This window comes from Micromonospora sp. NPDC005324 (assembly GCF_040607155.1).
GTDB classification, from domain to species: Bacteria; Actinomycetota; Actinomycetes; order Mycobacteriales; family Micromonosporaceae; genus Micromonospora; species Micromonospora trifolii.
In genome coordinates this window covers 106,159-127,460 of the sequence record NZ_JBEXGE010000002.1, presented here as the reverse complement: position 1 = coordinate 127,460, position 21,302 = coordinate 106,159, and the positions used below count along the sequence as shown (strand labels likewise).

The 21,302-nt window shown below is 71.0% G+C and carries 22 protein-coding genes; 8 read left to right on the top strand and 14 right to left on the bottom strand.

Annotation, left to right across the window (positions count from 1 at the left end):
- Positions 1 to 160: 160 nt before the first annotated feature.
- Positions 161 to 808, bottom strand: a complete 648-nt coding sequence (locus tag ABZS40_RS02615; RefSeq protein WP_354941151.1) for a DUF4245 domain-containing protein — start codon at positions 806 to 808, stop codon at positions 161 to 163.
- Between the two features lie 159 nt (positions 809 to 967).
- Between ABZS40_RS02615 and glpX the strand changes: the two genes are divergently transcribed.
- Both glpX and ABZS40_RS02605 read left to right on the top strand, forming a co-directional pair.
- Positions 968 to 1,999 carry a class II fructose-bisphosphatase gene (glpX, locus tag ABZS40_RS02610; RefSeq protein WP_238679725.1) on the top strand — a complete coding sequence of 344 codons (1,032 nt, stop codon included), beginning with the start codon at positions 968 to 970 and terminating at the stop codon, positions 1,997 to 1,999.
- Positions 1,996 to 2,967, top strand: a complete 972-nt coding sequence (locus ABZS40_RS02605) for a DMT family transporter (RefSeq protein WP_354941148.1) — start codon at positions 1,996 to 1,998, stop codon at positions 2,965 to 2,967. The genes glpX and ABZS40_RS02605 overlap by 4 nt, the downstream gene beginning before the upstream one ends.
- Positions 2,968 to 2,986: 19 nt before the next feature.
- Here the strand turns inward: ABZS40_RS02605 and ABZS40_RS02600 are convergent, their stop codons facing one another.
- The 7 genes from ABZS40_RS02600 to ABZS40_RS02570 all read right to left on the bottom strand — a co-directional run bounded on the left by ABZS40_RS02600 (position 2,987) and on the right by ABZS40_RS02570 (position 10,053).
- Positions 2,987 to 4,660: a hypothetical protein gene (locus ABZS40_RS02600; protein ID WP_354941145.1), complete on the bottom strand. Its 1,674-nt coding sequence runs from the start codon at positions 4,658 to 4,660 to the stop codon at positions 2,987 to 2,989.
- A gap of 65 nt (positions 4,661 to 4,725) precedes the next feature.
- Entirely contained in the window at positions 4,726 to 5,694 is a 969-nt protein-coding gene (locus ABZS40_RS02595; RefSeq protein WP_354941588.1) for an NAD(P)/FAD-dependent oxidoreductase, read from the bottom strand.
- 106 nt (positions 5,695 to 5,800) lie between these two features.
- Complete coding sequence (locus tag ABZS40_RS02590; protein ID WP_238679720.1) at positions 5,801 to 6,454, bottom strand: rhomboid family intramembrane serine protease; 654 nt, start codon at positions 6,452 to 6,454, stop codon at positions 5,801 to 5,803.
- A 105-nt stretch (positions 6,455 to 6,559) separates the two neighbouring features.
- Positions 6,560 to 7,237, bottom strand: a complete 678-nt coding sequence (locus ABZS40_RS02585; RefSeq protein ID WP_354941142.1) for a lytic transglycosylase domain-containing protein — start codon at positions 7,235 to 7,237, stop codon at positions 6,560 to 6,562.
- A gap of 275 nt (positions 7,238 to 7,512) precedes the next feature.
- Positions 7,513 to 8,928, bottom strand: coding sequence for a PhoH family protein (locus ABZS40_RS02580; RefSeq protein ID WP_238666702.1), 1,416 nt, complete (start codon positions 8,926 to 8,928; stop codon positions 7,513 to 7,515).
- A 413-nt stretch (positions 8,929 to 9,341) separates the two neighbouring features.
- Positions 9,342 to 9,677, bottom strand: coding sequence for a hypothetical protein (locus tag ABZS40_RS02575; protein WP_091394339.1), 336 nt, complete (start codon positions 9,675 to 9,677; stop codon positions 9,342 to 9,344).
- A gap of 31 nt (positions 9,678 to 9,708) precedes the next feature.
- Entirely contained in the window at positions 9,709 to 10,053 is a 345-nt protein-coding gene (locus tag ABZS40_RS02570; RefSeq protein ID WP_030328857.1) for a hypothetical protein, read from the bottom strand.
- 264 nt (positions 10,054 to 10,317) lie between these two features.
- Between ABZS40_RS02570 and ABZS40_RS02565 the strand changes: the two genes are divergently transcribed.
- From ABZS40_RS02565 to otsB, 3 genes are all read left to right on the top strand, one after another.
- Complete coding sequence (locus ABZS40_RS02565) at positions 10,318 to 10,761, top strand: XRE family transcriptional regulator (protein WP_091394342.1); 444 nt, start codon at positions 10,318 to 10,320, stop codon at positions 10,759 to 10,761.
- A gap of 162 nt (positions 10,762 to 10,923) precedes the next feature.
- Positions 10,924 to 11,277 carry a hypothetical protein gene (locus ABZS40_RS02560; RefSeq protein ID WP_354941137.1) on the top strand — a complete coding sequence of 118 codons (354 nt, stop codon included), beginning with the start codon at positions 10,924 to 10,926 and terminating at the stop codon, positions 11,275 to 11,277.
- A 67-nt stretch (positions 11,278 to 11,344) separates the two neighbouring features.
- Positions 11,345 to 12,169, top strand: coding sequence for a trehalose-phosphatase (gene otsB, locus ABZS40_RS02555; protein WP_354941134.1), 825 nt, complete (start codon positions 11,345 to 11,347; stop codon positions 12,167 to 12,169).
- A gap of 36 nt (positions 12,170 to 12,205) precedes the next feature.
- On the opposite strand, the gene ABZS40_RS02550 is transcribed toward otsB, so the two are convergent.
- The 4 genes from ABZS40_RS02550 to ABZS40_RS02535 form a co-directional block, all read right to left on the bottom strand.
- A complete protein-coding gene (locus tag ABZS40_RS02550; RefSeq protein ID WP_354941131.1) occupies positions 12,206 to 12,976 on the bottom strand; it encodes an isoprenyl transferase in 771 nt (256 codons plus the stop codon).
- A 31-nt stretch (positions 12,977 to 13,007) separates the two neighbouring features.
- Complete coding sequence (locus ABZS40_RS02545) at positions 13,008 to 14,150, bottom strand: geranylgeranyl reductase family protein (RefSeq protein ID WP_354941128.1); 1,143 nt, start codon at positions 14,148 to 14,150, stop codon at positions 13,008 to 13,010.
- Positions 14,151 to 14,467: 317 nt separating this feature from the next.
- Complete coding sequence (locus ABZS40_RS02540; RefSeq protein WP_354941125.1) at positions 14,468 to 15,325, bottom strand: hypothetical protein; 858 nt, start codon at positions 15,323 to 15,325, stop codon at positions 14,468 to 14,470.
- 37 nt (positions 15,326 to 15,362) lie between these two features.
- Positions 15,363 to 17,207, bottom strand: a complete 1,845-nt coding sequence (locus ABZS40_RS02535; protein WP_354941122.1) for a phosphoenolpyruvate carboxykinase (GTP) — start codon at positions 17,205 to 17,207, stop codon at positions 15,363 to 15,365.
- A 428-nt stretch (positions 17,208 to 17,635) separates the two neighbouring features.
- On the opposite strand from ABZS40_RS02535, the gene ABZS40_RS02530 reads away from it, so the two are divergent.
- From ABZS40_RS02530 to ABZS40_RS02520, 3 genes are all read left to right on the top strand, one after another.
- The gene (locus ABZS40_RS02530) at positions 17,636 to 18,184 is read left to right on the top strand and encodes a GtrA family protein (protein WP_354941119.1); all 549 of its coding nucleotides are present in this window, start codon (positions 17,636 to 17,638) and stop codon (positions 18,182 to 18,184) included.
- A 63-nt stretch (positions 18,185 to 18,247) separates the two neighbouring features.
- On the top strand, positions 18,248 to 18,955 hold the full coding sequence (locus ABZS40_RS02525; RefSeq protein ID WP_354941586.1) for a GtrA family protein: 708 nt from the start codon (positions 18,248 to 18,250) through the stop codon (positions 18,953 to 18,955).
- On the top strand, positions 18,952 to 19,623 hold the full coding sequence (locus ABZS40_RS02520) for a MaoC/PaaZ C-terminal domain-containing protein (protein WP_354941116.1): 672 nt from the start codon (positions 18,952 to 18,954) through the stop codon (positions 19,621 to 19,623). Before ABZS40_RS02525 ends, ABZS40_RS02520 begins: the two co-directional genes overlap by 4 nt.
- 44 nt (positions 19,624 to 19,667) lie before the next feature.
- Here the strand turns inward: ABZS40_RS02520 and ABZS40_RS02515 are convergent, their stop codons facing one another.
- Both ABZS40_RS02515 and ABZS40_RS02510 read right to left on the bottom strand, forming a co-directional pair.
- Positions 19,668 to 20,240 (bottom strand): PH domain-containing protein, encoded by a 573-nt coding sequence (locus ABZS40_RS02515; protein ID WP_354941114.1) that lies wholly within the window; start codon positions 20,238 to 20,240, stop codon positions 19,668 to 19,670.
- Positions 20,241 to 20,347: 107 nt separating this feature from the next.
- Entirely contained in the window at positions 20,348 to 21,223 is an 876-nt protein-coding gene (locus ABZS40_RS02510; RefSeq protein WP_354941111.1) for a biotin--[acetyl-CoA-carboxylase] ligase, read from the bottom strand.
- Positions 21,224 to 21,302: the final 79 nt, after the last annotated feature.

The following is a 21,302-nucleotide window of genomic DNA, read 5'->3' as shown; positions in this document are numbered from 1 at the left end:
TCCGGCGACGCAGCAGCACCGTCGGCTGCGTCGCGCGATCCGGGCCGAGCAGCGCGCCCGGATCACCCCCTCCTTGTTCCCTGTCGACACGTCGGACAATCACTCTTCGGCCCGGTTGCCCAGATTTGGTGCCAGCGGGGTCAGCGACCACCGGGTCCGGTCAGCGCAGCGAGCTGGCCAGTTCGCGGAGTTCGTTGTCCCGGGCGTCGCCCACGATGATCACCGTGCGGGTCGGTTCCAGCAGGACCAGCGCCTGCTGGTTTCCCCGGGCCGTGTAGAGCTGCCAGGTGCGCCCGGCCAGCTCGGTGGGGCCCTGCGGCTGGCTCTGACTGGTCAGCTCGGCGGGGAGCAGACGGTCCGCCGGGACGCTGCTCTGCAGCAGTTGGACGCCCCGCCCCTCCGGGGTGAGGTAGCCGAGGCGCAGGTTCGCACCGCCCTCGACGGTCTGGTAGCGGGCGCTGACCGTCGTCCAGTCGGAGCCGAGCCCCTGCGGCTGACTCACCGGAAAGACGTTCGCCGAGCGGGCCTGCTCGATGGCGGGTGCCGGATCGACTGTGGTGGCCTGGTCGCCGCCGAGGAATCCCCGGTAGAACGCCAGCAGCAGCGCGATCGGGACGAGCAGCACCAGCAGCGAGATCGCCATGTCCTTCGGCGACCGCTCGGACTTGCCGGACGCCGCCGGCGGCGGTGGGGTCGGATCGGTCGCGGCGGGCTCACCACCGCGGTCGGCGGGGACGGCGGCCGGCGGCTGACCGTCGGGCGGCGTGCGGTCGGCGGGTACGCGGTCGGCTGGCTGTGCGGGTTCCACCCCGCTATCTTCGCAGCCGCCCGACCGGCGGTATCCGGGCCATCACCGCCCCGCGCCGACGCCCTGTCGGCCATCGTGTGAGGATCAGCGACAAAGCCGGCAGTGGGGGCCTCCCCGCCGCCGGTCGTCCCCGCACCGTCGCGAGGAGGAGTAGCCGTCATGACGAACACCAGGACGCGGATCCCACAGGATCTCGACCGAAACCTTGCCCTCGACCTGGTCCGGGTCACCGAGGCCGCGGCGATGGCCGCCGGCCGGTGGGTCGGTCGGGGCGACAAGGAGGGCGGCGACGGGGCCGCTGTCGACGCGATGCGCAAGCTGATCAACTCGATCCAGATGCGCGGTGTGGTGGTGATCGGCGAGGGCGAGAAGGACAACGCCCCGATGCTCTTCAACGGCGAACAGGTCGGCGACGGCACGGGCCCGGAGGTGGACGTCGCCGTCGACCCGGTGGACGGCACCACCCTGATGAGCAAGGGCATGCCGAACGCGGTGGCGGTGCTCGCCGTCTCCGAGCGGGGTGCGATGTTCGACCCCAGCGCCGTGTTCTACATGGAGAAGCTCGCCGTCGGGCCGGCGTACGCCGACGTAATCGACATCAACGCCGGTGTGGCGGAGAACCTGCGCCGGATCGCCAAGGTCAAGGGCACCGACATCTCCGAGGTGACCGTCTGCGTACTGGACCGGAGCCGCCACGACGACCTCGTCGCGCAGATCCGCCGGACCGGTGCGGGGATCCGGTTCATCTCCGACGGCGACATCGCGGGCTCCATCGCGGCGGCCCGGGGCGAGTCGGACGTCGACGTGCTGATGGGCATCGGCGGCACGCCAGAGGGCATCATCTCCGCGTGCGCGCTGAAGTGCATGGGCGGTGCGATGCAGGCCAAGCTCTGGCCGCGCGACGAGCAGGAGCGGGAGAAGGCGATCGCCGCCGGGCACGACCTCGACCGGGTGCTGGGCACCGACGATCTGGTCACCGGCGACAACTGCTTCTTCGTGGCGACCGGGGTCACCTCCGGCGACCTGCTGCGCGGGGTGCGTTACCGGGCTGGCGGCGCGTACACCCAGTCGATCGTGATGCGCTCGAAGAGCGGCACCATCCGGGTGATCGACTCGTACCACCGGCTGGAGAAGCTGGCGCTCTACTCGGCGGTCGACTTCGATGGTCGTCCGCTGGCCGAGCAGGAGTGACAGCCGCCGACACGGCGACCCCGCAGACCCTGTCGGCCGCCCGCCGGATCACCGGCGTCGCGCTGGCGTCGGCCTCCGGGGTCGCTGTGGCGGTGCAGTCGCGCATCAACGGCGAGCTGGGGGTACGCCTCGACGACGGTTTCGCCGCCGCTGTCGTCTCGTTCGGCATCGGCCTGCTGGTGCTGCTGGTGCTGGTGCCCGCGACCCCCGGTGGCCGGCGAGGGTTGGTCGCGACGCGGAAGGCCCTGCGGACGGGCACGCTACGGCCGTGGCAGTGCCTCGGTGGAATGTGCGGGGCGTTCCTGGTGGCCACCCAGGGACTCACCATCGGCACGTTGGGCGTGGCGGTCTTCACAGTGGCGGTGGTCGCCGGCCAGACCGGCAGCAGCCTCGCCGTGGACCGGGCCGGGATCGGGCCGACAGGCCGGCAGCCGGTCACCCGGCAGCGGCTGGCCGGCGCGGTGCTCACGGTGCTGGCGGTCGGCCTGGCGGTCGGCGACCGACTCGGCGACCCGGGCGCGTTGACGCTGGCCCTGCTGCCGCTGCTCGCCGGGGTGGGCATCGCCTGGCAGCAGGCCGTCAACGGCCGGGTCCGGGCGGCGGCCGACAGCGCGTTGACCGCCACGCTCGTCAACTTCGCCGTCGGCACTGTCACCCTGCTCGTCGCGTTCGCGATCGACATCGCCGTACGCGGCTGGCCCGGCGGCCACCTGCCGACCGAGCCGTGGCTCTACCTGGGCGGCCCGATCGGCATCGTCTTCATCGCGATCGCCGCCGCGATCGTGCGCTTCACCGGTGTGCTGCTGCTCGGCCTGGCCACCATCGCCGGGCAGATCGTGGGCGCCGTCCTGCTGGACCTGGTCCTTCCCACGGCGGCCTCGAACCCCGGTGTGAACACCCTTCTCGGGGCGGCGCTGACCATGGTGGCGGTGCTGATCGCCGCGCTGGCGCCACCCGCACGCCGCTGACCACCCGCCCACCGAACGCTCAATGCGGTGGCGGCGACGGGTAGGGCGGGTCAGGCACAGCCGCCCGAGGCGGCAGGTGGGGCGGATAGGCCGGGTACGCCGGATAGGGCCCGTACGGCGGGCGCGGCGGGTACCGACGCTCGAACCCTCGGGCCGGGTCGACCAGCCGGGCGATCCGGACGGCCAACAGCACACCCGGCACCGTGGCCAGGAGGGCGAGCGCGACCGCGAACCGGGTCTGCGCCGGGGTGCCGTACAGCCAACCGATGAGCGGCAGCCCGGACAGGAGCGCGGTGAGCAGGAACCCGGTCAGGACCCATCGGATCCACCGTGGCAGCGCACCCTGGTAGGAAGCTCGGACGATCAGGGCCGTCGCCGTCAGGACACCCACGGGCAGGACGACGAACAGCAGGGCCATGGACGTCCCGCTGTCATCGTCGCGCTCCCACCCCACGGCCAACACGATCCCCGCGACCAGCATCGACGCGCTGCCGGCGATCCCCCACCAGCGCGGACCTCCGCCGTGGCGGATGGCCAGGTGGCCGGCGAGCACGGTGACCGTGCAGCCGAGGGTGAGGGCGAGCACGACGGCGAGCAGCAGGTCCGTCTCGCGGTCCCCGGGTCCGCCGCCGTCCAACGGGGGCGGATCTTCCCAGCGGGGCTCCGCTCGATCCCGCTGGTCGAGGAAGCCGCTCCGTCGCCACCCGCCGTCCGACCCTCGGTGCAGGATGCCGTCCCGACCGTTGGCCACCAGCACCTCGTGGCCGCCGCCGTCGGTGGGATAGACGATCAGGTCGCGGGAGGCGAAGTGCCGGCCGATGTCACCCGGGTTGAACGAGCGTCGGGCCAGCGCCTCACGGCGCGCGTCCGACACCTCCCAGGCCACCCGCCAGGTGACGCCGGCGTCGTCACTCTGCTCCACCCGGAGGTGACCGGCGACCGTGCGGTAACACCGCTGCGGCTCGGTGGGTACGCACGCCTGCCGCTGCCCGACGTCTCGCCGGACCAGCCGCCCCTGCTCGGCGGGTTCGGCGAGCCGCCAGGTGGTCCCACCGTCCTCGCTGACCGACCACTGACCGTCAGCGGGGCTTGCCGGCCAGTCCTGGCTGCTGTACCCGGAGCCGAACGAGACCGCCGGGTGACCGTCGACCAGGGCGGTGCCCACGGCGTAGGGGTAGGTGACCGCACTGGTCGCTGCCACCGCCAGCACCGCCGGTGGCAGCACCACGAGCAGCCGGACCAGCCGGGCGGTCCGTTGGCGCACCGGGCGGCGACGTGACCGCGTCCAACTCCACCAGGCCAGGCCGAGCGCCGGCAGGGTGAGCAGGTCGGTCCAGTCGGCCCGGACCAGCGACGGCCCGGCCAGCACGGTCCAGGCGGAGGAGGCGAGTTCGGCGGCGTACCCGCTGGATTTGACGACCGCGAACCCGGCGCCCACCGCGACCAGGCCGGCCAGCGCGGCGGCCCGGGACGGCAGCCGTGGCACCAGGAGGGTCAGCAGCACCGCGACCAGAGGTGGGGCGAGCACCAGGCCGGCGACGTCGCTCAGCTTGCCGGTCACCAGGCCGGGGAAGGCCGCCTTCAGCACATGGTCGTTGACCAGCAGCAGGACCAGCGCGAACATTGTGGCGGGGTGGCAGAGCCAGGACAGCGTGGTGGGTGCGCCGTCCTGCCGTGCCTCGGAACCCGTCATCCACTCAGGATCCGGTCGACCCATCTCGATCCGGACTCAGGTCGGTCTGGGTCCGATACCGACGCTCAGCCGGCGTCGGAGGAGTGCCCGGGGAAGAGGTGTGCGCTCGGGTCGATGGCCACGGCCGCGTTGTTGACCGCCGTCGCCGCCTCACCGAAGCCGGTGGCGATCAGCCGGACCTTGCCCGGATATTCGGTGATGTCACCCGCCGCGAAGACCCGGGGCAGGTTGGTGGCCATCGCGCTGTCGACCAGGATGTGCCGGCGGTCCAGCCGTAGCCCCCACTCGGCGAGGGGGCCCAGGTCGGCGGTGAAGCCGAGGGCTGCCACCACGATGTCCACCGGCAACGTCTCGGTCGCGCCGCCGCGCACTGTCACCTCGGCACCGGTCACTGTGCCGTCCCCGAGCAGCCTGGTGACCTCGGCGTTGACCACCACCCGCACCGGCAGGGAGAGCACCCGGGCGACTGTCGAGGCGTGGGCCCGGAACTTCTCCCGGCGGTGCACCAGGGTCACCGACCGGGCCAGTGGTTGCAGCGCCAGCGCCCAGTCGAAGGCGGAGTCTCCGCCACCGACGATCAGCACGTCCCGATCGGTCAGCTCGGTCGGCTCGGTCACGAAGTAGACGATCCCCGAGCCGGGGGCGCCGTCGGCGCACGGCAACGGCCGAGGGCTGAAGCTGCCGAGCCCGCCGGTGACCACTATCGCGCCGCACGCGAACTGCTCGCCACCGGCCAGGCCGAGCACCGGGCGACCGTCGGCGTACGCGAGCTTCTCCGCCCGGGTGCCGAGCAGGTACTGCGGGCCGAACGGGGCTGCCTGGGCCACCAGGTTGGCCACCAGGTCGCGGCCCTTGACCGCGGGAAAGCCAGCGACGTCGAGGATCAGCTTCTCCGGGTACATGGCCGTGACCTGACCGCCCGGCTCGGGCAACGCGTCGATCACCGCCACCGACAGCCCCCGGAACCCGGCGTAGTACGCGGCGAAGAGACCGGCCGGACCGGCCCCGATCACGGCGACATCGACCTCGCGCATGGCGTACCGTCGCTTTCCGCTCACGGATCAACGCGTGCTGATCTCGACCGTAAGCGGGCGGCGACGGTCGGGCAAGCACGTCCCAGAGGCGCGCCGGAGAATCGCCTCAGGGCAGGCTGAGGGTGGAGCCCGAGTAGTCCGGACCGTCCACTGCGGGTCGCCGCCGACGGAACAGGATCGCCGCCACCACCCCGCCGAGCAGACCGAACAGGTGCCCCTGCCAGGAGATCCGCTCGTCGGTGGGGAGGATGCCGACCAACTGCCAGCCGTAGAGCAGACCGACCAGGAGGAAGACAGCGAAGTTCCACCAGCTGCGCTCGACGATGCCCCGGGTGAGCAGGATGCCCAGGTAGCCGAAGATGACGCCACTGGCGCCGACGACCACCGAGTTGGGTGAGCCGGTGAACCACACGCCGAGCCCGCTGACCAGGATGATGACCAGTGTCGACCAGAGGAACCGGCGGGCGCCGGCGGCGAGGACGAAGGTGCCCAGCAGGATCAGCGGAATGCTGTTGCTGTAGAGGTGGTCGAAGCCGTGGTGCAGGAACGGGGAGAAGAAGACCCCGTCCAGCCCGTCGATGCGCTGCGGAATGATGCCGGCGGTGGCGTCCAGGCCGAACGCGAGCCCCTGGTCGACGGCCTCGATGAGGAAGAGGAACGGGACCACCGCGCACATGGCGACGAACGCCCGCCCGAGCGCGGCGTAGAACGCCTCGGTGCCGAACCGGTAGGGGTCGCCGCTTGACGGGTGCAGGGTCACTCCACAACTGCTATCAGCAAAAGCGGCCGACCGCCACTCACGTCCCGTCCGGAGTACGCGAAGACGGGGCGGGTGGAGAGCCACCCGCCCCGCCTTCGAGAGCCGTCAGTAGTGCCCGTTGTTCTGGAAGTAGGTCCAGGCGCCACAGGGGGACTTGTACCTGCCCTTGATGTAGCCCAGCCCCCAGATGATCTGGGTGGCCGGGTTGGTGCGCCAGTCGGACGCGACGGAGCCCATCTTGCTGCCCGGCAGAGACTGTGGAATGCCGTATGCACCGGACGAGGAGTTGCTGGCCTTGTGGTTCCAGCCGCTCTCCTTGGTCCAGAGCTTCTCCAGACAGGGGAACTCCGCGATGCCGAAGCCCTTGTCGATCATCAGGGCACAGCCGACCTTGCGGTTGCCGCTGTATTCGGCGCAGGACGCCGGGATCGGCCCGTCGTACGGCTTGGCGGGCGCGTTGGAGGCGGCGCGCTCGCGCTTACGGGACGCCGCTGCGGCTTTGGCCTTGCTGGCCCGCTCGGCGGCTTCCTTGGCGGCCTCCTTCGCCCGCAGCTTGGCCTGGTACTCGGCGGCCCGCTGCTTGGAGAACTGCACCTGGTGGGCGGCCTGCCGCTCGCGCTGGTACGCGAGGTCGGCCCGGTCGACCTCGAGACTGACCTGCTCGGTCAGACCCTGTTGCTGGGTTTCCCGGTCTTCGCCCAGGTAGAAGCCACCGGCAACGCCCACGGAGAGCAGCGCTACAGCAGCCGTACGGGCGCCCAACCGGCTCCACAGCCGACTCACGAAGTGGTCCCTTCGTCGGGAGCAAGGACGTGGCGCGGCGCAGACCACAGGTGGCCGTCAGCCGTGCCACGAGCGCCCCGACCGGTTGCCGGTCGCGCCGACGCACCGACCTTCGCCGATGCCGTCCCTCTCGGGACGAACGATCGCCAACGATCCCGGTGGTGCATGGACGCTCGTGGACACGATTGCGCACAGTGAGGCTGATGGGAAACCAACCTGGCCGTTTGTGATCTGCGCCACATCAATAAGGTGGACAAAAGCCCACATAAGCCCCGTCAGATCGGGATGTCCTCCAGGAGGTCCGTGACCATGGCGGCGATCGGCGACCGCTCCGAACGGCTGAGGGTGACGTGCGCGAAGAGCGGATGGCCCTTGAGCGCTTCGATGACAGCCGTCACCCCGTCGTGCCGGCCGACCCGCAGATTGTCTCGCTGGGCCACGTCGTGGGTGAGCACCACCCGGGAGCCCTGCCCGATCCGGGACAGCACTGTCAACAGCACCCCGCGCTCCAGCGACTGGGCCTCGTCCACGATCACGTAGGCGTCGTGCAGGCTGCGCCCGCGGATGTGGGTCAGCGGCAGCACCTCCAGGATGCCCCGTGAGGTGACCTCCTCCAGCACGTTCTCGTGCACCACAGCGCCGAGCGTGTCGAAGACCGCCTGGGCCCACGGCGACATCTTCTCCGACTCCGAGCCCGGCAGGTAACCCAACTCCTGGCCACCGACGGCGTACAGCGGGCGGAACACGATCACCTTCTTGTGCCGGCGGCGCTCCATCACCGCCTCCAGCCCGGCGCAGAGCGCCAGCGCCGACTTGCCGGTGCCGGCCCGGCCACCCAGCGAGACGATCCCGATCGACTCGTCCAGCAGCAGGTCGAGAGCGATCCGCTGCTCGGCCGAGCGGCCGTGCAGCCCGAACGCCTCCCGGTCGCCCCGGACCAGACGCACCGACTTGTCCGGCAGCACCCGACCGAGCGCGGACCCACGCCCGGAGTGCAGCACCAGACCGGTGTGACAGGGCAGCCCGGCCGCCTCGTCGAGGTCGAGCGTCTCGCCGGCGTACAGCTGGCCGATCTGCTCCTCGCTCAACTCCATCTCCGACATGCCGGTCCAGGTCGGGTCGCTGGCCTGGCCGTGGCGGTACTCGTCGGCACGCAGACCCACCGACGCCGCCTTGACCCGCAACGGCATGTCCTTGCTGACCAGGGTCACCTCCCGCCCCTCGGCGGCGAGGTTGAGCGCGACGGAGAGGATCCGGGCGTCATTGCTCTCGGTGCGGAACCCGGGCGGCAGGACGCCGTCGTCGGTGTGGTTGAGCTCCACCCGCAGGGTGCCGCCGACGTCGTTGGCGGGCACCGGGCGGTCGAGTCGGCCGTGCCGAACCCGCAGGTCGTCGAGCATCCGCAGCGACTGCCGGGCGAACCAGCCCAGCTCCGGATGGTGCCGCTTGCCTTCCAGCTCGGTGATGACCACCAGAGGTAGCACCACCTCGTGCTCCGCGAACCGGTGGAACGCCGCCGGATCGGAGAGAAGCACCGACGTGTCCAGGACAAAGGCCTGGCCGGCTGGTCGTGGCTCCTTGGGGTCGGCCGGCGCGGCGGCCGCCGAACGGCGGCTCCTGGTGGCTCGGCGGGGCGTGGCAGTCGCGGCCGGGGTCTGGTCGGCACCGGCGATGGTACGGCGAGTCGTCACAGGCCTGCTCCGACGGATGGGCACCCGCCACCCGTGTTCCGCCTCCTCCGGTGCCCGGGGACACGGGGTCGGATGCGGAACCCCATGCGCGAGGTCGCAGATCCGGGCGGACCGGCTGGCTCGGGAGAACCCCGTGCCATGCCTAGACGCTAGCCCCGCCGGACCTTCCCGGCTAGAGGCCGAACGTGGATCTCCCAGGACGCGCTCGTGAACAGCGCTCCGTCGACGCCCGCACCAGCCGGAAGGCAGTGTCGCGGGCGCGGCGGAACCGGCCGGGATGCATGCCCCCTGCGCGCATCCCGGCCGGTGGGGCCACCGTCACCGGTCTGACGTGGCCCCGACGGTGCGTGTCCGCCGCGGACGACGCACCGCGTTCGTGGCGCCGGTCGGCGGGGTATCCCCGCCGATCGACCTCAACCGGTACGTCGGACGAGCGTGCCGGTCGGGTGCCGCCCGGTGATCGGGGCGGCCGGCGCGCTGAAGGACGAACCGGTGTACGTGGTGCCGGGGCGTTCGACAGCACCGGCGGAGCGGACCACGCCCGCGGGCGAGACCGACAGGGCCGAGGCGATCGCCGCCTGGGCGTCCCGACGACGCCGGTTCCAGGCGCCCCGGTCACCGTCGAAGTAGCCCTGCCGGTAACCGAAGCGGTAGCCGATGCGGTAGCTGAGCTGCCCGTGCAGCCGGCCGGCCGCGTAACTGGTGGCACCGAGCACCAGGACGAGGAACACCGCGAGAAACGGGCTCATCGGGCAGCTCCGGCCCAGCCGGGACGCCAGGTCATCGCTCCTCCGGCTCGATCGTGGTGGGGTCGGCGACGAGCAGCCGGTCGAGGTCGTCGGTGCTGACCTCCTCGACCAGCTCGACGCTGATCCGGCAGCCGTCCAGCACGACTTCGGCCACCGAGGACCGGCGGATCTCGCCGCCGGCGTCGTAGACCCGGACGCTCAGCTCCGGGCAGCCGAGATGGGTACGCCAGGCGTTCCACTCGGCACGATCACCGACGCTCAGCGACAGGTAGCGGCAGCCTCGGGCCAGGTAGAGGCGCCAGGGGGCGGTCAGCCCCGCGGCGACCCCCTCGGCGATCAGCCCGAAGGCCTGGGCGCGGGTGGCGAGCTCGGTCACCACGACCCCCTGGCACCGGGGGCGTGACGCATGTGAGCACCAATCGTCTCATGCACGTGACACACCGTAGATTGTCCCATGGACGTGACAGTATCAGCTTTTCGTCCGCTTACGTTTGCCACTACGTTCATCTATTCTGCCCGCGTGACACCCCTCAACAGTGGCACCGACTCGTTTACCGGAAATCCGAAGGCATCGTCACGTCTGCGTGACAGTGGCGAGCCGGGGCACGCACCCGCGGCCGGCTGGCCGTACCGTCACGGAGTGACCGAGACGGCCAATGCGCGGAAGATCGCCTTCGCCACCTTCGTCCGACGGGCTCTGGACGAGGCCCGGGCGACCCGAGCCTGGAGCGGCACCGAGGTGTCCCGGCGCACCGGCGTCTCCCGGCAGACCATCAACCGCTGGGTCCGGGGCGACTGGGCCAGCGATCCAGAGGCCGAGCGGGTGGTCGCCTTCTGCGAGGGCCTGGGGTTGAACCCTGCCGCCGCCTTCGCCGCACTCGGCTGGGACCGCGCCGCAGCCGGCCCTCGCACCGGCCAGGCCGCCCCTCCGATGGACCCCGACGTGGAGGCGCTGCTGCGCCGTCTGGTCGATCCACAGGTGTCGGACGCGGAGAAGTTCCACATCCGCGAAACCATCAGATATCTCGCATACCGCCCAACGCTGCCGGTCGATGTCCGAAAAAGGGGCAATCAGGCAGGCTAGTTCCTCAGATAGCGAAAGAACGCCTGGTCAGGTTCATTCGTTTGCCTCCGGGGCTGGAACGGGCACGCTAGCGTCCCTATTCGTACTGCTTGGGCTCGTCATCGGCGGGGGGACGGGACAAGGCCGAACCCAGCCCTGCGGGACAGAAGGAGGGGTCTGTCCATGACCCTGAAGTGGTTGGCAGTCGTGGTCGCAACGGTGTCGGTGACACTGTGGGCGACCGGCAACACAGTGACCCTGGCGGTCGACGGCGGGCAGCTGCCGCTGCTCGTCAACCTCTTTGCGCTCATCACCGCCGGCACCGCGGTCGTTCTGGCCGTCGTCGCCGAGCTGCACGAGCGTCTGAACAACCGAATCAGCGCGCTCACCGAGTTCCTGGTGGGCCGGCTCAACGAGATCGAGAACCACACCGGCGATCGCAACACCGGGTTCGTGGAGGGCTACCTGTTGAGCCATGGCCAGGAGGCGGCAGTGGTGCCGTTCGGCCGGCGCGGACGAGGAGCCGCCGAACGCTGATCGCTTACCGCTCAATGGGTCCGCTCGGCCAGGAATGAGCCTGGATCGCCGGGGTACGCTGACGCGCGTGCCGCCGTTGAATCTGGGCAATCAGCAGCCGAGAACCCCGTTGAACGCCGACCAGGCCTGGCGGATAACCGCCAGCCGGGCGGCCGGGACCGTGCTCTTCTTCGACTTCGACGGCACGCTCGCGCCCGTCGACGACGATCCGACCGCGGTACGCCCGGCTCCCAAGGCGCTGGCCGCGATCGAGGCGCTCGCCCCGGTCGTGCAGCGGGTCGCGATCGTCTCCGCCCGACCCGTCGAGTTCCTTCGGGATCAGCTCGGCGGGCTCGCCGGCGTGGACCTCTACGGCCTGTACGGGCTGGAGCACAGCCACTCCGGCGGGGAGACAGTCACCGAACCGGCCGCGCTGCCCTGGGTGCCGACCATGGCGGAGCTGGCCGACCTGGCTCGGGCGGAGCTGCCGCCCGGCACGCTCGTGGAGTACAAGCGGCTCTCGGTCGCGCTGCACTGGCGTACCGCCCCGCAACTCGGCGCGACAGTGCAGCAGTGGGGGCAGGCGCAGGCCGACCGGCTGGGGTTGCGCTCGCAGGCCGGGCGGATGGTGCTGGAGCTCAAGCCGCCGGTCGACCGGGACAAGGGCATGGTGATCGGCGAGGCGATCAAGGGTGCCACCGGCGCCTGGTACTTCGGCGACGACGTCTCCGACATCAAGGCCTTCGCCGCCCTGCGCGCTCGTGCCGCCGCCGACCCGGACTTCCTCGGCGTCTGCGTGGCGGTGGCCAACCCGGAGACCGGACACGAGGTGGCCAACGCCGCCGACCTGACCATCGAGTCGCCGGCCGCCCTTGGCGACTTCCTCACCCAGGCACTGACCCACCTGCCCTGACCCGACCGAGCTGCGACCGACGGCGTCGCCGCCGGGTCAGACGCCGTAGCGACGTTGTCTGGTGGCGTACGAGCGCAGGGCCCGCAGAAAGTCGATGTGCCGGAAATCGGGCCAGTTGAGCTCGCAGAAGTAGAACTCCGAGTGCGCGGACTGCCAGAGCATGAAACCGGACAGTCGCTGCTCGCCGCTGGTGCGGATGACCAGGTCCGGGTCGGGCTGGCCCCGGGTGTAGAGGTGCTCGGCGATGTGCTCGACGTCCAGCACCTCAGCCAGCTCCTCCAGCGTGCCGCCGGTGGCGGCGTGCTCCAGCAGCAGCGAACGGACCGCGTCGGTGATCTCCCGGCGACCGCCGTAGCCCACCGCGATGTTGACCTCCGCGCCGCCGGTGCGCTCGCGGGTGCGCTCCTCGGCACCCTTGAGCGCCGCCGCGGTCTGCGCCGGCAGCAGGTCGAGCGCCCCGACGATGCGCAGCCGCCAGGGGTTGCCCTCCTCGGAGAGCTCCACCACCAGATCCTCAATGATCTTGAGGAGCGGGTCCAGCTCGGCGGCCGGACGGCGCAGGTTGTCGGTGGCCAGCAGGTAGAGGGTCACGTGCCCGACGCCGGCCTGGTCACACCAGCCGAGGACATGCTTGATCTTCGCCGCGCCGACCCGGTGCCCGTCGTTCGGGTCGACGAAGCCCATCTCCCTCGCCCATCGGCGGTTGCCGTCGCACATCACCCCGACATGCCGGGGCACCGGCTTACCCGCGAGCTTCGCCGTGAGCCGGCGCTCGTACACGGAGTAGATAAGGTTCCGCAGCGTCATCACCTAGCAGCGTAGCGACCCTTCAGCCGGTTCACTGCCTCGGAGCCCCATCCCCGCCGCCCAGACCGGCGCCGATCAGTGCGAGCGTACGAGCGGTGAGGCGTCCGTCACCCAGTCCCAACTCGACCACGTCGTAGAAGACCCGGTCGTCCCGACGGGCGGCCCGGACCGCCGCGTCCACCACCCGACGTCGCCGGGCCAGCCAGGCCGCGACCGAACTGTGCCGCAGGTGAGTGCCGAGGCGGCGACGCAACCCGTCGGCGTAGCGGCCAGCCGCGCCCTCGGGCGAACGGGCCGCCGCCGCCCCGGCGAGCGCGCCGGAGAGCAACGCGTAGAAGATCCCCTCCCCGGTGAACGGATTGATCAGTGACAGCGCGTCCCCGGCCAGCAGGGTGCGCCCTCGCCCCGGCGACGGCCGGTGCGTGGAGAGCGGCAGGTGATGGGCGCGCAACGCGGTCACAGTCGCCAGATCGGTCCCGGGCAGCAGCGCGGCCAGTCGGTCCAGCAGGTACGCGCGGTTCAGCGGCTCACCGCGCAGGACCTCCCCGTACCCGACGTTCGCCCGTCCGTCGCCGATCGGAAACGACCAGGCGTACGCCGGCCAGCGCGCCTTCGAGGTGACGATGAGCTGCTCGGACGGGCCGGGCAGAGCCGGGGCGTACCCCCGGATGGCCAACGCGAGATGCCGGTCGGGGTTCTGCGGGTGGCCGAGCGCCCGACGCACCACCGAGCCGGCGCCGTCCGCCCCGATCACGACCCGGCCGGACACCTGCCCGTCGAGCACCACCCGGTCGGCGCGCGGCTCGACCTGGCGCACCGTGTGCCGGCGCAGCTGCGCGCCGGCGGCCACCGCGGCCGCCACCAGCCGCGCGTCGAAGACCTCCCGGGGCACTGTGTACGCGGGCCGGGGCAGCGCCCGGGCCACCGCGCCGCCACCCGGCGAGATCATGCGTAACGCCGGCAGCGGGGCGTAACCCGCCACCGCATCGGTCACCCCCAGCTCGGCGAGCACGTCCACCGAGTGCGCGGCGATCCCGTCACCACATGCCTTGTCCCGGGGAAAGTCGGCCCGGTCCAGCAGCAGCACGCTGGCACCGGCCCGTCGCGCCGTCAACGCGGCTGCCGCCCCGGCCGGCCCCGCCCCCACCACCACCACGTCGAACTCGTCGCCCACCGCGCGCCTCCCTCCGGCCGACGCGACTGCTCCCGCACCGCCCCGACCATCCACCTGCGCCGCTCACGCCGGCCGTTGTGACCGACGCCACCCCGCCATCCTCCCCCCTGCCAGCCCACCGGGCCCGCTCCCGGTAACGCGCCCCCAGCCCGAGTCGTCAAAGGCCGGCCCCCTGGCGTCGATCATGGAGTTGTGCTGGGTCACAAAAGCGGCATAACCGTGCGCACCAGGCACCACAACTCCATGATCGACGTGAGCGGGGCGGGCGCGGGGCGGGACGGGGCGGGGCGGGGCGCGGGGGGCGGGGGGCGGGGGGGTCAGGCTGGGTTGGCGTCGGGGGTGCTGGCGGCGCGGCGGAGGCCGTAGAGGGCCAGGCCGGCCGCCGCCAGCAGGGGCGCGCCGTCGCGGATCAGGCCGTCCACGCCCAGCAGCCACCAGCACAGCGGCAGATCCACGGCGAGTACGGCGACCGTGACGACGACCAGCAGGCCACGCGCCCAGTCCCTGCCCCGCATCAGGAACGCGGTGCAGAACAGCACCGCGTAGCTGGCCGTGATGCCGGAGCCGAACCAGAAAAGGACTGCCGGAACCGCGGTCAGTCGACCATCCAGGATGGAACCTCCGGCCACCAGGGCCGGCACCAGCATCAGCGGGCTGTAGGTGAAGGCCGCCACGCGGCTGGTCAACAACCAGGCGCTGGCCTGGGGTCGGCGTGGAGGAGTCTCCCGCCAGGAGATGCCGTCGGAGTCGATGACGAGGCGTGGACGGTGCCGGACCAGGTGCCCGGCCAACGCCGACGAGCGGTAGAGCAACCAGACGACCGCGACGCAGAGCGCCGTGAGAATGGCGAAGCCGAGCAGGCCGGGCAGTGGCGGCACCCCCTGCCGGGGCACGATGAGCCGGCCGACCGCGAAGATCGTGGTGACAGCGAGGATCAACCCGAACGGGCGGGCCACCGTACGACCCCGTCGCACGTGCCCGATCAGCAGCAGGAAGCCGAACGAGCGCAGCATGGCCCAGCCGGTCCGTACGGCCAGCCCGAAACCCTGCTCCGGGGCGTACCACCAGTTGAGCAGCTCGACCACGACGGTGGCCGCCGCCGTCGTCGCCAGCAGGGTGGTGAGCACCCGGACGGCGGACGGCCGCCGGACCTGGGTCTCGGCGGCCGTCCTCATGAAATCCGATGTTGCCCGCGAACTGCCTCGTTCACACCTACCGCTGCGGCTGCACGGCGTCGAGGCGGGCGCGCAGCGCGTCCAACTCGGCCCAGAGCACGCCGGGCAGCTTGTCACCGAACTTCTCGAACCACTCGGTGATCATCGGCAGCTCGTTACGCCACTCGTCGGGGTCGACCTTCAGCGCGATCCGAACATCCTCCGGGGTCATGTCCAGGCCCTCGACGTCCAGGGCGTCCGGCGCGGGGACCATGCCGACCGGGGTCTCCACCGCGCCGGCAGTGCCCTCGATCCGCTCGACGACCCACTTGAGCACCCGGGAGTTCTCCCCGAAGCCCGGCCAGAGGAACGAGCCGTCCGGGTCCTTGCGGAACCAGTTGACGTAGTAGATCTTCGGCAGCTTCGCCTCGTCGCCGTCGGCGCCCTTGCCCATCTCGATCCAGTGCCGGAAGTAGTCACCGGCGTGGTAGCCGATGAACGGCAGCATCGCCATCGGGTCCCGCCGGACCACGCCGACGGCGCCGGACGCGGCGGCGGTCGTCTCCGACGAGAGAGTGGCGCCCATGTAGACGCCGTGCACCCAGTCGCGGGACTCGGTCACCAGCGGGACGGTGTCCTTGCGGCGGCCACCGAAGAGGATCGCGTCGATCGGCACGCCGTTCGGGTCGAAGTACTCGTCGGCAAGGATCGGGCACTGGGTGATCGGGGTGCAGAACCGGCTGTTGGCGTGCGAGGACAGGCTGTCGCTCTCCGGCGTCCAGTCGTCGCCCTTCCAGTCGATCAGGTGCGCCGGCGGCTCGCCCATGCCCTCCCACCACACGTCGCCGTCGTCGGTGAGGCCGACGTTGGTGAAGACGGAGTTGCCCCGGTCCAGGGTGCGCATGGCATTGGCGTTGGTCTTCCAGTCGGTGCCGGGCGCGACGCCGAACAGGCCGTACTCGGGGTTGACCGCGTAGAGGCGGCCGTCCGGGCCGAACCGCATCCAGGCGATGTCGTCGCCGATGGTCTCGACCTTCCAGCCCGGAATCGTCGGCTCCACCATGGCGAGGTTGGTCTTGCCGCAGGCAGACGGGAACGCGCCGGCGATGTGGTAGACCCGACCCTCCGGGTTGGTGATCTTGAGGATCAGCATGTGCTCGGCGAGCCAGCCCTCGTCCCGGCCCATCACGCTGGCGATCCGCAGCGAGTAGCACTTCTTGCCCAGCAGCGAGTTGCCGCCGTAACCCGAGCCGTACGACCAGATCTCCCGGCTCTCCGGGAAGTGCGAGATGTACTTGGTGTCGTTGCAGGGCCAGGCGACGTCCTGCTGGCCCGGGGCGAGCGGGGCGCCGATCGAGTGCAGCGCGTGCACGAAGTCCGCGTCGTCACCCATGGCCTCGAGGACCCGGGTGCCCATCCGCGTCATGATGCGCATCGAGGCGACCACGTACGGGCTGTCGGTGATCTCGACACCGAACATGGGGGACTCGGCCTCGACCGGGCCCATGACGAAAGGGATGACGTACATGGTGCGACCGCGCATGGAGCCCCGGTACAAATCCGTCATCGTCCGCTTCATCTCGGCCGGCGCCATCCAGTTGTTGGTGGGGCCGGCGTCCGCCTCGTCGACGGAACAGATGTACGTGCGCTCCTCGACCCGGGCGACGTCCGTCGGGTCGGTGCGGGCGTAGAACGAGTTGGGCTTCTTCTCGGGGTTGAGCCGGATCAGGGTGCCGGCCTCGACCAGCTCATCGGTGAGGCGGCGCCACTCCTCGTCGGACCCGTCCACCCAGACGACACGGTCGGGGGTGGTCAGTTCCGCGACCTCACGGACCCAGGCGAGCAGTTTCGGATGGGACGTCGGGGCCTGATCAATACCCCGCACAACAGCCGGAGCAACCATGACACATCTCCTTGTGGTCGACGCTGACCGATCTATGGGATGCACGAGACTCGGCGGCGCGATGCGTCGCCTTCGTGGAAACCTGGGATTGGCCTCAGCGTAAACCGGGCAGCCTTCCGAGTCAGTGGGACAGGTTGTGAAGAACTGCACAAGCTACGGCCTCGCTGCGGCATCACGAGCTGATACCCGCTTTCCCGCGCAGTTTCACGCAAATCTTGTTGTGCACCCCGGCGGACGCTTGTTGCGGTCGGGCCGTGGACCTGCCCCGCCGACCGGTGCGGGGATTCCCGTTCCGTGGCGGCTCAGTCCTCCCAATTGGCTACGCTCTGTGCAGTGGTTACGCACACGGCCGCTGGGCCCCTCCGGAAGACCACGCCCGCTTGCCGTTGCTACCCCTCCGACTGGCCGGCAGCCGGTAGGCTCCCTCCGTGGCCGCCACGATGACCGGGGAACAACCGGGTCCCCGGCAGACCCGACGGGGTCTCGTCGGCATGCTTCTTGACCGCTTCGGTCACCTCATCCGCGAGATGAGCAAGTTCGCCACGGTGGGCGGCTTCGCCTTCCTCATCGACTTCGCGCTCTTCAACTACATGACGAGCAAGCACGGCGTCGAAGAGCTGACGGCGAAGACGATCTCCACAGTGATCGCCGCGTCCGTCGCCTTCGTGGGCAACCGGTTCTGGACCTGGCGGCACCGCCAGCGCAACAACGCGGCCCGCGAGTACGCGCTCTTCTTCTTCTTCAACGCGGTCGGTCTCGGCATCACTGTGGCCTGCCTCGCGCTCAGCCGCTACGGGCTCGGCGCCATCTGGCCGGCGGTGTTCCAGACGCGTCTGGCGGACAACCTCGCCAGCTACATCGTCGGCACGGGGTTCGCCACGCTGTTTCGGTTCTGGTCGTACCGGCGGTTCGTCTTCGTCGAAGCGGGAACCCCGACCGTTCCGCAGGTGAATCCCGACCGTGACCACGGGGCGTGACCTGCCGCCCATCTCGTTCGGCCGGTGATCGCCGGCCGCACCGACTGCCCTAAGGTGTTTCGCATGCGTCTTGTCCGCCTGCTGCCTGAGCGCTGGCAGAAGTTCATCCACGAGGCGCTCAAGTTCGGCATCGTCGGCGGCATCAACACCGTCATCAATTACGCGGTGTTCAATGCCCTTGCACTGACCGTTTTCGTCAATGGTCAGTTGAAGGCGACAGTGATCGCGACCATCGTCGCCACCATCACGTCGTACCTCATGAATCGGCACTGGACGTACCGCGATCGCCCGAAATCAGCGCTTCGCCGGGAATACCTTCTTTTCTTCCTTTTCAACGGCGCTGGCCTGCTCATTGAACTGGGCGCCGTTGCGGCGGCCAAGTACGGCCTGGGCGTACACGGCCTGCTGGCGCTGAATCTGGCCAAGACTGTCGGCGTCATGCTGGCCACGCTGTTCCGGTTCTGGTCATACCGCACCTTCGTCTTCCAACCCGTCGCACCGGCCGAGGACGAGGCCGCGAAGCCCGACTCCACCTGGCACGACATCCCGCGCGACGAGTGGGACACCATGGCGGAGATGGACCCGGTCGCCGAGTTGGCGGAATCCGTGTCCGAGCTGGAGGAGGCGGAGGCCGCGCAACGCCTCGACGTCCCAACCGGCGCACCCACTCAGGGTCGCGCCCCGAGGCTGAGCGTCAGCCCCGCCGTCGACCTGGACGCGGAACTCGCCGCGGAGCTGCACGTCGGCACCCGCCGCGCGCCCCGCCGGTGACGACGCCCGACGCCCGCTCCGGTACGGGCCGACCGGCCGAGCTGTTCTTCGAGGATCTCGTCCCGGGGCTCACCGTCGACCTTGGCGTGGTCACCGTGGACGCCGACGAGATGGTCGCCTTCGCCCGCCGCTTCGACCCGCAGTGGTACCACGTCGACCCCGACCTGGCCGCCGCGAGCCGACACGGCGGTCTGATCGCCAGCGGCTTCTACACCGTCAGCCTTTTCATGCGCGCGTACGTCGACCACCTGCTGTCCCGGGCCGCCGCGGACGCGTCCCCCGGCCTGGAGGAGCTGCGCTGGCTCGCGCCCGTGCGGGCCGGCGACCGGCTCGCGGTCCGGGTCGACGTGATGGGCGCCCGGCCGTCGACCGCCCGCCCCGGGCTCGGCACCGTGAGCCTCACCGGCACCATGCTGCGCCTCGGCCCGGACGACCGGCCCGAGCAGGAGGTGCTGCGGACCCGCTTCCGTGGCTGGTTCGCCGTGCGACCGGTCGAGGCCGACCCCGCCGAGGCCGAAACCCCCGAAGCCGCCCCGACCGACGCGGACCAGCCCGCAGTCGACCAGCCCGACGGTGGCCCGACCGCAGCAGGCCCGTCCACCGTCGGGTCGTCCGACGGCGACCCGACGGAGAGCGGCGACTCACCCGAGGCCCACCGACCCGACTGACCCACCCCCGACAGTGCGGCAGGGGCGGGTCCCGACCGTCCGGTTCAGGTGGTGGTGTCGCGCAGCGGCTTGCCGTCCTGCATGTCGGCGAGCATGCCGCGCATCTCGCCATCGCCCAGCGAGTGCTTGTCGTGCTGTGCCTCGACCAGCTCGTACAGGGTGGTCTGCACCTTGCCCACGTCCGGCACGTCGGCGAGCACCGACTGGCCGCGCTCACCGGCCGACTCGATGGTGAGCGTCCCGCAGCCGAGCAGGCGCTCGACGAAACGCTGGTTCATCGAGTGGTCGTTGACCCGGGCGAGCGGGAGGTCCCGCCGGTCCCGGGAGAACACACCCTGCTGGAGCAGGACTCGCTCGTTGGTGAACAGGTAGTGGGTGGTGCGCCAGACCAGGAACGGCCACAGGCCGAGCCAGAGCACCGCGACCAGGGCGATCGCCCCGATCACGGCCAGCACGATCGAACCGCCGCCGCTCTCGGGCAACAGGAGCACGCCGACCACCACCGCGGCGATGGCCAGCACCAGCACCGCGATCGGCCGGATCAGCGCCTTCCAGTGCGGGTGCAGGTGCAGCACGACGTGCTCGTCCTCGGTGAGCACGTCTTCAGGAAACGCCACGGGAACCTCCAACGCGATTTTCTGGACGCGCAGACGGTAAACCCCCCAAGCCCCACCACGACATCCGCCGCGCGGGCCCACTCGGCTCTTCGTGATCTTGCCTGTCCTCAGCGGAGGTGCAGGACGTCGCCGGCGGCCAGGGTTCGGGCGCCGCTGGACGTGGTGACCATCAGTTGGCCGTCCGGGTCCACCCCGTTGGCGGTGCCGGTCAGGGAGTCGCCGTCGGGGAGCAGGACGCGAACCTCACGGCCGATCGTCGCGCAGGCCGCCAGGTAGGCCTCGCGCAGGCCGCTGGCCACCGCGTCGCCGCCCGCCGAACGCCAACGGTCGTACCAGTCGGCGACCGCCCGCAGCAGCGCCCGCAGCAGCGGATCCCGATCGGTGGCCACCGCGCCGGCCAACTGGAGCGAGGTGGCCGCCAGCCCGGTCGGATTCACCGGCAGCTCGTCGGCGCGCAGCGTCACGTTGAGCCCGATGCCCAGCACGATGGCCGGCGGTTGGTCCGGTGCGCGTCCGGGCACCGCCTCGGCCAGCACGCCCGCGCACTTCGCGTCGTCGATCAGCAGGTCGTTCGGCCACTTGAGGGTGGCCTCCAGCTCGGCCAGCCGGCCCACCGCCTCGACCAGCGCCACGCCGGCCAGCAACGGCAGCCACCCGTACCCGGTGGGTGTCGCCGGCAGCCAGCCGCGCTCCGGCACGGCCTCGCCGGGCCGCAGCAGCACGCTCGTCGCGATGCCGGCCCGCGCCGGCGACTGCCAGACCCGGCCGCGCCGGCCCCGCCCCGCGGTCTGCCGCTCGGCGACCACCACCAGACCCTCGGGCTCGTCGGCCCGGGCGGCCTCGGCCACGTCGGCGTTTGTGGAGCCGGTCTCGGCACGCAGCTCCAGCCGGGCCCACGGCCCGTTCGGGGCGATCAGCGCGCGGCGCAGCCGGGCCGCCGACAGCGGCGGCCGGTCCAGATCGGTGTACGGGGAGCCCGACATTCCGCCAGCCTACGGCGGTGCTCCGGGCGACACTGAGGCGTACTGCACAGCGGCACCCACCTGAACCATCGTTATATTC